The 12,642-nt window shown below is 67.1% G+C and carries 11 protein-coding genes; 5 read left to right on the top strand and 6 right to left on the bottom strand.

What is annotated here, in order from left to right; genetic code table 11:
* Positions 1–11: 11 nt before the first annotated feature.
* Genes BLR24_RS18490 through BLR24_RS18475 form a run of 4 tightly spaced genes read right to left on the bottom strand, consistent with a single transcriptional unit; the run spans position 12 to position 5,011 of the window.
* Entirely contained in the window at positions 12–626 is a 615-nt protein-coding gene (locus BLR24_RS18490) for a pyridoxamine 5'-phosphate oxidase family protein (protein WP_093019485.1), read from the bottom strand.
* 19 nt (positions 627–645) lie between these two features.
* Positions 646–1,203 carry a methylated-DNA--[protein]-cysteine S-methyltransferase gene (locus BLR24_RS18485; protein ID WP_093019483.1) on the bottom strand — a complete coding sequence of 186 codons (558 nt, stop codon included), beginning with the start codon at positions 1,201–1,203 and terminating at the stop codon, positions 646–648.
* Positions 1,204–1,224: 21 nt separating this feature from the next.
* The gene (locus BLR24_RS18480; RefSeq protein WP_093019481.1) at positions 1,225–4,302 is read right to left on the bottom strand and encodes an FAD-binding and (Fe-S)-binding domain-containing protein; all 3,078 of its coding nucleotides are present in this window, start codon (positions 4,300–4,302) and stop codon (positions 1,225–1,227) included.
* 13 nt (positions 4,303–4,315) lie between these two features.
* Positions 4,316–5,011 (bottom strand): GntR family transcriptional regulator, encoded by a 696-nt coding sequence (locus tag BLR24_RS18475; RefSeq protein WP_093019479.1) that lies wholly within the window; start codon positions 5,009–5,011, stop codon positions 4,316–4,318.
* Between the two features lie 120 nt (positions 5,012–5,131).
* On the opposite strand from BLR24_RS18475, the gene BLR24_RS18470 reads away from it, so the two are divergent.
* The 3 genes from BLR24_RS18470 (at position 5,132) to BLR24_RS18460 (ending at position 8,285) form a co-directional block, all read left to right on the top strand.
* Entirely contained in the window at positions 5,132–6,379 is a 1,248-nt protein-coding gene (locus BLR24_RS18470) for a pyridoxal-phosphate-dependent aminotransferase family protein (protein ID WP_093019477.1), read from the top strand.
* Positions 6,380–6,429: 50 nt separating this feature from the next.
* Positions 6,430–7,407, top strand: a complete 978-nt coding sequence (locus BLR24_RS18465; protein WP_175543301.1) for a Bug family tripartite tricarboxylate transporter substrate binding protein — start codon at positions 6,430–6,432, stop codon at positions 7,405–7,407.
* Positions 7,408–7,526: 119 nt separating this feature from the next.
* On the top strand, positions 7,527–8,285 hold the full coding sequence (locus BLR24_RS18460; RefSeq protein ID WP_175543298.1) for a fumarylacetoacetate hydrolase family protein: 759 nt from the start codon (positions 7,527–7,529) through the stop codon (positions 8,283–8,285).
* Here the strand turns inward: BLR24_RS18460 and BLR24_RS18455 are convergent.
* On the bottom strand, positions 8,234–9,196 hold the full coding sequence (locus tag BLR24_RS18455) for a LysR family transcriptional regulator (protein WP_093019473.1): 963 nt from the start codon (positions 9,194–9,196) through the stop codon (positions 8,234–8,236). The two genes, BLR24_RS18460 and BLR24_RS18455, sit on opposite strands and share 52 nt — an antisense overlap.
* A 98-nt stretch (positions 9,197–9,294) precedes the next feature.
* On the opposite strand from BLR24_RS18455, the gene BLR24_RS18450 reads away from it, so the two are divergent.
* A complete protein-coding gene (locus tag BLR24_RS18450; protein ID WP_093019471.1) occupies positions 9,295–10,485 on the top strand; it encodes an MFS transporter in 1,191 nt (396 codons plus the stop codon).
* A gap of 34 nt (positions 10,486–10,519) precedes the next feature.
* Positions 10,520–11,557: an aldo/keto reductase gene (locus tag BLR24_RS18445; RefSeq protein WP_093019469.1), complete on the top strand. Its 1,038-nt coding sequence runs from the start codon at positions 10,520–10,522 to the stop codon at positions 11,555–11,557.
* Here BLR24_RS18445 and BLR24_RS18440 read toward each other — a convergent pair.
* A complete protein-coding gene (locus BLR24_RS18440; protein ID WP_093019467.1) occupies positions 11,554–12,513 on the bottom strand; it encodes a helix-turn-helix transcriptional regulator in 960 nt (319 codons plus the stop codon). The two genes, BLR24_RS18445 and BLR24_RS18440, sit on opposite strands and share 4 nt — an antisense overlap.
* Positions 12,514–12,642 lie beyond the last annotated feature (129 nt).

Genomic DNA, 12,642 nt, shown 5'->3' with positions numbered 1-12,642 from the left:
GCGCGCCTCGCTCAATACAGGGTAGCCCGCTGCCGCGCCGGCAACTCGCGGTCATAGGTTGCGCCGTCGAAGGCGGCATCGGTCAGCGCCGACAGGATGGCGCCGGCCGTGGGCACCTCGCGCCTCGCGTCCGCAGGCAGCGGCGCCCAGAGCTGCGAGCGCTGGATCGCGCGGGCGCACTGGAAGAAAACGGTCTCGACCCGGATCTCGATCACGCACTGCGGCAGCTTGCCATCGACCGCGAAGCGCGCCAACAGTTCGGGCGCGACCGTGATGCGCGCGGTTCCGTTCACGCGCAAGGTCTCGCCCACCCCGGGAATCAGGAACAGCAGCGCCACGCGCGGATCGGCCACGATGTTGCGCAGGCTGTCGATGCGGTTGTTGCCGCGACGCTCCGGCAGCAGCAACGTCTTCTCGTCCTGCACCGCCACGAACCCTGGCGGATCGCCGCGCGGCGATGCGTCGAGCCCGTCCGGTCCGGTGGTGGCGAGCACCGCGAATGGCGATGCGGCAATCAACGCCTGGTAGCTCGGGTGCAGGTAAGGCACTTCTTTTTTAAGCGAGGCTTCGCCGGCCTGGCCGAACAGCGCTTCGAGTTGATCGATGGTTTCGATGGCATGGGTCATGGGACAGCTCATGGTTCCTTTAGAAAAGCGAAGCCATCCCGTTCGGCCGGGCGCCTTCGATGTCGAGCATGCGCAGTTTCGTCAGCGCGCCGCCGCCGGCCGAAAAGCCGCCGGGCTTGTTGCCCGCGGCCAGCACGCGGTGGCATGGCACCACAGGCGCGAAGGGGTTGTGGCCCATGGCCTGGCCCACCGCGCGCGACAAGCCCTTGTCGCCAAGCTCCGCCGCGATATCACCATAGGTGCGCGTCTGGCCGGGCGGAATGCGCCGTGCAATCGCATAGATGCGCTGGTGGAATTCCGACACGCGGCTCATGTCGAGCACGATGTGGTTCAGGTCGTCGGACGCGCCGTTCAGCAGGCCCTGGATGGCCGCGATCGCCTGCCGTGCGCTCTCGGGCGGCGCCGACTCGGGCAGGTCTGCGAAGCGGCGCCGCATGCGGGCGCGCGTGGCGGCCTCGCCGTTGTCCTCGGGCAGTTGCACGCCGATGAGCCCGCGCGGACCCCAGGCCAAGGCGCAGGTGCCGATTGCGGTGTCGAACAGCGCGAAGCCGGATTCCTCCGTGGTTGCTGCATTCATCGCGCCATTGTGTGCCAGCCGCTAAATCTCCTCGGCCGGCGGGGTCGGCGGCGCGAGGTGTCGCTCGAGCAGCACGGCCACGTGCACCGCCTCGCGCTGCGCGCCGTCTCCGATCTGGTGGCGGCAGCTGGTGCCGTCGGCCACCACGATGGCATCGGGCCTGGCGCGTATCGCCGGCAGCAGGCTGGCCTCGGCCATCTGCATCGAGACGTCGATGTGGCGCGCCTCGTAGCCGAAGCTCCCGGCCATGCCGCAGCAGGAGCTTTTGATCAGCTCGGGCTCGGCACCGGGAATGAGCCGCAGCACGTCCAGCACCGGGCTGACGGCGCCAAAGGCTTTCTGGTGGCAATGGCCGTGCAGCAGGATCGGCGCCGTTGCCGGCGTGAGCGCGAGCTTGAAGCGGCCGGCTTTCATCTCGCGCGCAATGAACTCCTCGAACAGCAAGGCCTGCCTGGCCACCGTCTCGGCCTTCTTGCCGAAGCCCATCACCAGGGTCTCGTCGCGCAGCGTGAGCAGGCACGAGGGCTCGAGCCCGACGATGGGAACGCCGGCCTCGGCCAGCGGCCTGAGCGCATCGATCAACGCCTCGGCGCGGCGCTTGGCCTCGTCCACCATGCCGCTGGCCAGGAAGGTGCGGCCGCAGCAGTGGTGCCCTCCGCTCTTCTCGACCGTGTGCAGCGTGTAGCCCGCGGCCTTGAGCACACGGGCCGCAGCCAGCGCGTTCTCGCTTTCGAAGGTGCCATTGAAGGTGTCGACGAAAAGCACGGCGGCCTTGCCGCCGCTGGCCTGCACCGACAGCACCCCCTCGCGGCTTGCGAACATGCCGTGCAGATCGCACTTGGCACGCCAGAAAGTGTCGGAGCGCCATTCGGGCAGTGACCGTCGTGCGGAAAACCCCAGCAGCTTTTCGCCCAGCCAGGCCGCCCCGGGCAAGGTGTTGCGCAGGTTCATGAGCCACGGCAGCCGGCTCGCCCTGTGTGCATAGTCGGGCATGTAGGCCACCAGCTTGTCCTTCAGCGTGTGGCCGTGGCGCTTCTTGTAGTGGTCGAGAAACTCGATCTTCATCTTCGCCATGTCGACGCCGGTCGGGCAGTCTCGCTTGCAGCCCTTGCAGCCGACGCACAGATCCATGGTCTCGTGCATCTCTTCGCTGGTGAAGGCATCGGCGCCCAGCTGACCTGACAGCGCGAGCCGCAGCGTGTTGGCGCGCCCGCGCGTCAGGTGCTTCTCGTCGCGCGTGACGCGGTAGCTCGGGCACATGGTGCCGGCGTCGAATTTGCGGCAGTGGCCATTGTTGTTGCACATCTCCACGGCTTTGGCGAGGCCGCCGGTGCTGTCACCGCCGGTGCCCGGGGCGGTGGTCTTCTCTGTGACGGGGTCGGCGTTGACGTTCCAGGCCGACCAGTCGAGCACGGGCTTGAGTTCGATGCGCCGGTAGGGCCTGGGCGCCGTGGGCGGCGCGAAGCGGAACAGCGACGCGTCGTCCATGCGCGGCGTATCGACGATCTTGCCGGGGTTGAACAGGTTGACCGGATCGAGCTTCTGCTTGATGGCGCGAAACGCCTCGTTGATGGCCGGGCCGAACTGCCATTCGATCCATTCGCCGCGGCACAGGCCGTCGCCGTGCTCGCCGCTGAAGGCGCCCTTGTACTTGCGCACCAACGCGGCGGCCTCCTCGGCGATGGCGCGCATCTTGGCGCCGCCGTCCGTGCGCATGTCGAGAATCGGCCGAACATGCAGCGTGCCGACCGAGGCATGCGCATACCAGGTGCCGCGGCTGCCGTACCTGGCGAACACTTCGGTCAGCGCATCGGTGTACTCGGCCAGGTGCTCGAGCGGCACGGCGCAGTCCTCGATGAAGCTCACCGGCTTGCCGTCGCCCTTCAGGCTCATCATGATGTTGAGGCCTGCCTTGCGCACTTCCCACAGGTTTTTCTGGCGGGCGTCGTCGGGCATCTCGACCACGCTGCCGGGCAGTCCGAGATCGCCCATCAGCTCGACCAGCTGCTTGAGGCGTGGCAGCAGCGCGGCCTTGTCGGCGCCGGCAAACTCGACCAGCAGTATGGCCGCCGGCTTGTCGATCAACGCCGTTTCCACCGTCGGCTTGAACGCAGGGTTGGCAAGGCTCAGCTCGATCATCGTGCGGTCGACCAGTTCCACCGCCGTGGGGCCGAGCTTCACGATGTGCTGCGCCGCGTCCATGGCCGAATGGAAGGTCGGAAAGTTCACGATGCCCAGCACCTTGGCGCGCGGCAGCGGAGCGAGCTTGAGCGTGAGGCTCCGGGTGTAGGCCAGCGTGCCTTCGGCTCCGACCAGGAGGTGCGCGAGGTTCACGCTGCCGTCGGCGGTGTAGGGCTTTTCGCTCTGGTTGTCGAAGATGTCGAGGTTGTAGCCGGCCACGCGGCGCAGCACCTTGGGCCAGTGGGCGTGGATCTGCTCGCGGTGCTCTACTGCGAGCCCGTGCACGAACTTCGCGATGTCCGCTGCACGCGCGTCCAGCGTGGCCTCCGGACCAAACTTCACCAGCTCGCCGCTCGAGAGCCAGGCGCTCGCGCCCAGCACGTTGTGCACCATGTTGCCGTAGGCGATGGAGCGCGAGCCGCAGGAGTTGTTGCCCGCCATGCCGCCCAGCGTGGCCTGCGCGCTGGTCGACACGTCGACCGGAAACCAGAGGCCGTGCGGCTTGAGTTGCGCGTTCAGGTGGTCGAGCACCAGGCCGGGTTCGACGGTGGCAGTGCCCTCCTCCACGTTCACGTCGAGCAAGCGGCGGAAGTGCTTGCTGTTGTCGATCACCAGCGCGGCGCCCGTGGTCTGGCCGCACTGGCTGGTGCCGCCGCCGCGCGCGAGCACCGGCACCTTCAGGTCGCGCGCAATGTCGATGGCGGTGGCAATGTCGCTGTCGTTGGTGGGCACGAAAGCACCGACCGGCGTGATCTGGTAGATCGACGCATCGGTGGCGTAGCGCCCGCGCGAGCCGTCGTCGAACAGCACCTCGCCTTGCGTTTCTGCTCGCAGCCGCCGCGCCAGCGCCTCGCAGGTGTCGTTGGGCGGAAGAACGGTTCCGGCGGGCTGGATGTGGCTGGCGGGATCGACGCGCATGGTGTGTGTGGGCTCAGCTCGCCTCGTGGGCTTGGGGATAGATTTCGCCGGCGCGCAGCAGCGCCAGCACGGTGTCCCGCTTGCGTATCAGGTGCGCAACCAGCACCTTGCGCATGGCCGGCGCGTCGCGCGCGGCCAGCGCCTGGATCATCTGTTCGTGCTCTTCGACCGCGTGCTTCCACTTGGCCTCGTCCTGGTTGGTGCGAAAACGCAGCGACTGCACGCGCGCGTTGATCGAGCGGTAGGTGTTGGCCAGCACCGGGTTGCCGGCGGCCTCGTTGATGGCGGTGTGGATGCGCGCGTTGAGGCGGTAGTAGCCCGAGAGATCGCGCCGCGTGAAGCAGGCCATCATTTCGTAGTGCATCGCGCGCACCTCGGCCAGCTGTTCGTCGGTGATGCGCTTGGCCGCCAGTTCGCCCGACATGCCTTCGAGCATGGCCAGCACCTCGAAAGTGTCGACCACGTCGTTCTCAGTGAGCTTTACGGCCACCGCGCCGCGGTTGGGCAGCAAGTCGACCAGCCCTTCGGCCGCAAGCAGCTTGATGGCCTCGCGCAGCGGCGTGCGCGACACGCGCAGCTGAAGGCACAGCTCGCGCTCGTTGAGCTTGGCGCCGGGGGCAATGTGCCCCTCGACCAGCATCGTGCGCAGGCGCGCGGCCACCTGGTCGTGCAGCGCCAGGCGCGAGATTTCGATGATTTCTGCAGTCATGCTGTTTTCCTTGAATGCATTTTGAATGCAAAAAACGGCACCAACAATCCCTATGAATGAGGGTAAACCATCATGCTTAATTAAGTTTTGAATGCAAAACTTAAAGCAAAAGGACAGTCCATGCTTCAACTCGACATCCATCCCACCGGCCGCCACTTCCTCCAAATCCCCGGCCCGAGCCCGGTGCCCGACCGCATCCTGCGGGCCATGAGTCTGCCGACCATCGACCACCGCGGGCCTGAATTCGGCACGCTGGGCCTCAAGGTGCTCGGCGGCATCAAGCAGATCTTCAAGACCAAGCATCCGGTCGTTATCTACCCCGCCTCCGGCACCGGTGCCTGGGAGGCCGCGCTCGCCAATACGCTGAGCCCGGGGGACCACGTGCTGATGTACGAGACCGGCCACTTCGCATCGCTGTGGCAGAAGATGGCCACGCGCCTGGGCCTGTCCACCGAATTTCTCGTCTGGTCCGGCAAGGACGAGCAACTGCCCGCCGCGCCCAGCTGGCGCCGCGGCGTGCAGGCCGACCTCATCGAGGCGCGCCTGCGCAAGGACACCGAAAAGAAGATCAAGGCCGTGTGCGTGGTGCACAACGAAACCTCCACCGGCGTCACCTCCGACATCGCCTCGGTGCGCAAGGCCATCGATGCGGCGGGCCACCCTGCGCTGCTGATGGTCGACAGCATCTCGGGTCTGGCGAGCGCCGATTTCCGGCACGACGAATGGGGTGTCGACGTCACCATCAGCGGTTCGCAGAAGGGCCTGATGCTGCCGCCCGGCATCAGCTTCAACGCGCTCTCGCCGCGCGCACTCGAAGCCTCGAAGAGCGCGAAGCTGCCGCGCGCGTTCTGGGCCTGGGACGAGATCGTGGAGATGAACAAGGACGGCTACTGGCCCTACACGCCCAACACCAACCTGCTCTACGGCCTGTCCGAGTCGCTCGACATGCTGCTCGGCGAAGGGCTGGACAACGTCTTTGCGCGCCACCTGCGCTGGGCGGCCGGCGTGCGCGCCGCGGTCAATGCCTGGGGCCTGCCGATCCAGTGCGCCGACCCTGCCGTGTATTCGCCCGTGCTCACCGGCGTGATCACGCCCGAAGGCCTCGATGCCGATGCGCTGCGCCGGCTCATCCACCAGCGCTTCGACCTGTCGCTGGGCACGGGCCTCGGCAAGCTCAAGGGCCGCATGTTCCGAATGGGCCACCTGGGCGACAGCAACGACCTGACGCTGGTGGCCATGGTCGCGGGCGTCGAAATGGGCATGAAGCTCGCAGGCATCAAGCTGGCGGGCAGCGGCGTGCACGCCGCAATGGACCATTTCGCGAACCACGCGGCGGCGCCTGCCGGCCTGCAGAAAAAAGCCGCATAGTCGCCAACACCGGCACGCATCGGACCCACCACAACATGGAGACAAAGATGATGCAAAGACGTTCGCTGATCCAGGCCGCGGGTGCCGCGGCCGCCACGCTGGGCGTTCCCCGGCTCTTCGCGCAGGAGTGGCCTTCGGGGCCGGTGCGCATCGTGGTGGGCTTTCCGCCGGGCGGGGGCACCGATGCGCTCGCGCGCGTGGTCGCGCAAAAGCTCACGACGATGTGGAACCAGCAGGTCATCGTCGAGAACAAGGCCGGCGTGGCCGGCGTGCTGGCGGCCGAATACGTCGCCCAGCAGCCCAGCGACGGGAGCACGCTGCTCATGGCGCACATCAACAGCCATGCGCTCGCACCCAGCCTGCAGCCCAAGCTGCGCTACAGCGTGGAGCGCGACTTTGTGCCGATCGTGCTGGTGGGCGTCACGCCCAACCTCTTGATCGCCAGTCCAACGCAAAAGGCAGTCACGGTGAAAGATATCGTGGCGGCCTGCAAGGCCGCGCCCGGCACGGTGAGCTTCGGCTCCGCGGGCGCGGGCTCGGCGCAGCACCTGGCGCTGGAAATGTTCAAGCTGCAGGCCGGCGTCGATGCGATGCACGTGCCCTACAAGGGCAGCGGCCCGCTCCTGGCCGACCTGATGGGCGGCCAGATCCAGTACAGCTTCGAGACCATGACGGCGGCCACACCGCACGTGAAGAGCGGCCGCGTGCTGGCCGTGGCGCAAACGCGCACCAAACGCGCCAAGGGCCACCCCACCGTGCCCACGATGCAGGAACAGGGTTTCGCGGGCTTTGAGGCCACCACTTGGTACGGCCTTGCGGGGCCGGGCAAGCTCCCGGCGAGCATTGCCGAGAAGGTGAACCGCGACGTCAACGCTGTGCTTGCGATGCCCGACGTGCAGGAGCGCCTGGACACTTATGGGGCCGAGGATGGCGGGGGTTCGCAGGACAAATTCAAGCAGTTCATCTCGACTGAAATTGCCAAGTGGGCGAAGGTGGTGAAGGACGGCAAAGTGCACGTTGAAACTTGACGGGGCCCTGGGTCATTCAGGGCGGCGCTCCCGTTGATCAGCGGCACACCGGCAGCGTGCCCTGTGCACACGCCCTGAAAAAGCAAACAGCTGACAAAATCAAAACAATGAACCCATCCATGACTGCCCTCGCTGAAGCGCTGATCGCTGCGCGCCGCAGCAACACCACCCTCGACGCCACACCCTGGACCGACACGCTGCAAGACGCAACCCAAGCGTATGAAGTGCAGGACGCCGTCGCCTCCGCGCTCGGCTGGTTCGAGGCAGGCACAGTGCCGGGTTGCTGGAAATCCGGCGGTGGGTCGCGAACCGCAACGCTCACGCACGCGCCATTGCCCCCACATGGCGTGCGCGCGAGCCCGGCAGAATTCGCTGACTTGGCGTTCTACACGCCCGGCATCGAGGCTGAAATTGCGCTGCGACTCGGCAAGGACGTCACCCCCGCCGTGGCCGCGAAGCTCGACCACAACGATGCGGCTTCGCTGATCGACGCGATGGCAGTCTCGGTGGAGATCGTCGACTCGCGCTGGCAAGACCTGGCCGCCACACCCGCATTACTTCGACTTGCCGATTCGCAGGTGCACGGCGCGCTCGTGCTGGGCGAATGGCAGCCCTTTGCGGCCGTCGACTGGGCCTCGCAGCGCTGCGAAACGAAAGTCGGTAGTTCGGAAACCGTGGTGCGCGAAGGCACCCATCCGCTGGCCGACCCGACATGGTTGCTGCCCAACTGGCTGCGCCACGTTACGCGCCACGGCCAGACCGCGCCGGCCGGCACGGTCGTGACCACCGGCTCGTGGGTGGGCGTGCTGCCCTGCCGCCGCGGCGATCAGGTGACCGCGGAATTCGCCGGCATTGGCGCGGTGCGCTTGATCGTGTAGCGCCCTCCTCCCACGCCCGAGCACGCCACCAGGAAGTCGAGCACAGCACGTACGCGCGCCGGCAAGGTACCGGCCTTGCCGATGTATACGGCATGGATCGGCTCCACCTCGCCGGGGTTGAATTCTTCGAGCAGCGGCACGAGCCGCCCCGCATCGATGTCGTGCTGGATGTGATACAGCGACAGCCGCGCCACGCCCGCACCCGCAATGGCCAGCTGCCGCAGGGTTTCACCGTCGGCCGCGCGCACCGGCCCGGCCACGGGCAACGAGATCATTCGTCCGTCGACGCTCAGCGGCCAGTCGGGCGTGCTGCGCCGGTAGCTCCAGCCCAGGCGGTTGTGCGCCTCCAGTTCCTGCGGCGTGTGCGGGGTGCCGTACCTGGCAAGGTAGTCGGGCGAGGCCACGATGGCCTGGCTGGTTTCGCCCAGGCGCCGTGCCACCAGGTCGGACGATGGCAGTTGGCCCCACCGGATGGCGATGTCGGCGCGCTCGTCCATCAGATCGACGACGCGGTCGGTCAGCGCAATGTCGAGCGTGATCTGCGGGTGCAGCTCCAGGAGGCGCGGCACCAGCGGCACCAGTTTGTGATGCCCGAAGGACACGCTCGCATTGATGCTCACGCGCCCGCGGGGCGCTGCCCCCGCGGCGGCGCAGCGCTCGGCCTCGTCCATGTCGGCCAGCACGCGCGTGCTGCGTTCGTAGAAGTGCAGGCCCTCGGGCGTGAGCTGCAGCTTGCGCGTGGAGCGGTGCACCAGCTGAATGCCCAGCCGCAACTCGAGGCGTGCGACCAGCTTGCTTACCGCCGAAGGCGTCATGTCGAGCAGGCGCGCCGCGGCGGAAAAGCCGCCGGACTCGACCACCTGCACAAAGGCTTCCATTTCGCCGGAGCGGTTGACGTCGATGCGTGGCATGCCGATTCCTTGCGCCTTTATTGTGAATTCAACTCACAAGTCTATGTATTGGTGGCATTCTAGTCATTCAATGAAATGGCCGGCAAAGTAGCGCCATCATGCCAATTGCTCTACTTGCCCTCACCGCCGGTGCCTTCGGAATAGGCACCACCGAATTCGTCATCATGGGCCTGCTGATGCAGGTCTCGATGGATCTCAAGGTCTCCATCACGGCGGCCGGCCTGCTGATCTCGGGCTATGCGCTCGGGGTCGCGGTCGGCGCGCCGCTGCTCACCATCGCCACCCGCAAGCTGCCGCGCAAGACTGTGCTGCTCGCGCTGATGGCGATCTTCACGCTCGGCAACCTGGCCTGCGCACTCGCGCCCAACTACGAGCTGCTGATGGCCGCGCGGGTGGTCACCTCGCTCGCGCACGGCACCTTCTTCGGCGTGGGTTCGGTCGTGGCTACGGGCCTCGTGGCGCCGGAGCGCCGCGCGTCGGCCATCGCGATCATGTTCACCGGGCTCACCGTCGCCACGCTGCTGGGCGTGCCGGCCGGTGCGTGGCTCGGACTGCAGTACGGATGGCGGGCCACCTTCTGGGCGGTGACGCTGATCGGCGTACTGGCCTTTGCGGTGCTCGCGCTGTTCGTGCCGCGCGTCCGGGCCGAGGCCAAGGCCGCGCCATTGCGCGACGAACTCGCGGTGCTCGCACGGCCGCAAGTGCTGCTTGGCCTGGCGATGACGGTGCTCGGCTTTGCAGGCGTGTTCGTGGTGTTCACCTACATCCAGCCGCTGCTGACGCAAGTCACCGGCTTGCCGGAGTCGGCCGTGTCGCCGATCCTGCTGGTGTTCGGCGGCGGCCTGGCCGTCGGCAACATTCTTGGCGGCAGGCTGGCCGACAAATCGACCATGCCCGCGGTGCTCGGCACGCTGGTGGCGCTCGCCGCCGTGCTTGGCGCGATGCAGTTCACCATCGGAACGCCGTTCACTGCCGTGGTGTTCGTCGGCCTGCTCGGCATCGCGTCTTTCGCGACCGTGGCACCGATGCAGCTGCGCGTGCTGGAGAAGGCTTCGGGCGCGGGCCAGAACCTGGCGTCGAGCCTCAACATCGCGGCCTTCAACCTCGGCAATGCGCTCGGTGCGTGGGCGGGCGGCGTGGTCATCGACCATGGGCCGGGGCTCCGCGCACTCGGCTGGGTGGCCGCGCTGCTCACGCTCGCAGGGCTGGCCATCGCGCTGTGGAGCCGTTCGCTCGACCGGCGCGAAGGCCGCGCCTCCCCGGCCGATTGCGCCTCGGTGCAAGCCTGACGCGCACCATTTTTTCTACGACAAGGACAACATCATGGAACAACGCTTTCTCGGCCGCTCCGGCTTCAAGGTCCCCGCCCTCGGCTTCGGCGCCGGCACCTTCGGCGGACAGGGGCCGCTCTTCAGTGCCTGGGGCAACACCGACGTCGAAGGTGCGCGCAGCATCGTCGACATGGCGCTGGATGCCGGCGTGACCCTGTTCGATACGGCCGACGTGTATTCGAACGGCGCTTCGGAATCGATCCTCGGCGCCGCGCTCAAGGGCCGGCGCGACAAGGCCATCATTTCGACCAAGCTGGCGCTGCGCGCGGGCGACGGGCCGAACGACGTCGGCGCCTCGCGCCATCACCTGATCGCCGCGACCGACGCCGCGCTGAAGCGCCTGGGCACCGACTACATCGACATCCTGCAGCTGCATGCCTTCGATGCGATGACGCCGGTCGAGATGGTGCTCGACACGCTCGACGATCTGGTGCGCGCCGGCAAGGTGCGGCTCATCGGCGCGTCCAACTTCTCGGGCTGGCAACTGATGAAGTCGCTCGCGGCCTCCGACCGGCTCGGCCTGCAGCGCTTCGTGGCCAACCAGACGTACTACTCGCTGATCGGCCGCGACTATGAATACGAACTCATGCCGCTGGGCATGGACCAAGGCGTGGGCGCCATCGTGTGGAGCCCGCTGGGCTGGGGCCGCCTGACCGGCAAGGTGCGCCGCGGCCAGCCGCTGCCCGCCGGAAGCCGCCTGCATGAGACCGCCGGCTTCGCACCACCCGTGGACGACGAGCGCCTGTACCGCGTGGTCGATGCCATGGACGAGGTGGCCGAGGAAACCGGCAAGACGCTGCCGCAGATCGCGCTCAACTGGCTGCTGCAGCGGCCCACCGTGTCGAGCGTACTGATCGGCGCGCGCAACGAAGAGCAGCTGAAGCAGAACCTGGGCGCACTCGGCTGGCAGCTCAGCGCCGACCAGATCAAGCGGCTCGATGCGGCCAGCGCCGTGACGCCGCCCTACCCTTACTACCCCTACTGGAACGGTCAGTTTGCCGAGCGCAGCCCGGTGGCGGTGCTGCCTTAGCTCTCGTTGAGCACGCCGAAGTCGCTGTCCCCCTGCTGCACCGCGTTGACGAGCTGGACGCGGTTGCGCGCGGCAAAGCGGCGGCGCAGCTGGCGCATGTGGTAGTCCACGGTGTGGGCAGACATGTCGAGGCGGTTGGCGATCTCCTTGTCGCTGCGCCCCTGCAGCAGGTGCTGGAGGATGTACTGCTGCGTGGGCGAGATCTCGATGCGCGCCGCCGCGCTCGCTTCGCTCGGCATGCGCGAATGGCGCAGCAGGTATTCGTGAACGCTCAAGCCCAGCGTCAAGGCCTGTCCGACGACCTCGTCGGTGATCCAGCGGCGGCCCGGCTCGCTCGACTGCAGGCTGATGACGGTGTACTGGTTCACCTGCGTCGACGACGCGAGGCGGAACATCAACCCGCTGCGAATACCGCTGGCGCGCAGGTCGTCGACAAAGCGCTGCCGCCGTCCCTCCGCGTCCTCGGTCACGGATGTAGCTGCGGACAATGGCGAGGCTTCGATCTGCTCGATGTCCCACACCAGCGGGAGACTGGAAGCCGGTACGCCCGGCTGCCGCAAATCGATTTCGTAGAGGCGATGCGAAAAGTAGCGCTGCGTCCACTCGGGGTTTGCGTGCGCGGTGAAGAAGCTCAAGGGCCACCAGCGGCCGCGCAGGAAAGTGATCGTGCCGTAGCCAAGCCAATCGAAGCCCAGCGCATTCAACATCGCCTGGACAAGATCGCGGCACTCCTTGGTGCCTGAAGCATTCAGCAGATCGCCGACGATGCCTGGCACGCCGTCCGCACGCAGGTCTGCCGATTGCGGCAGATAGAGCTGTTCCTCCGAATAGAGCTGTGGAAAGGGGCCGTCGAGCGGCAGCTCGGCCAGATCGCCCGGCGGCGGCGCCGGGTCGGGGTCGCGCGCGTCCGACAGCAATGCCGCCGCGGCGGGTTGCACCAAAGTACCAAGAATCATGAGAGGCCTGATGGAAGTGCCGCATGCATCGGTAGACGCTGCGGGCTTGGAGCCAAACTACCAAAGGGCGGTTATGCCGCCTTGTAAATTCTTAGCTTCGAGCACACTCGCGGGGGCGAAAGCGAGCCG

Origin of the sequence: Variovorax sp. OV700, assembly GCF_900099805.1 — a bacterium.
Classification (GTDB): Bacteria; Pseudomonadota; Gammaproteobacteria; order Burkholderiales; family Burkholderiaceae_C; genus Variovorax.
Note: the sequence above shows the minus strand (reverse complement) of the source record. Positions and strands in the feature narration are given on the sequence as shown.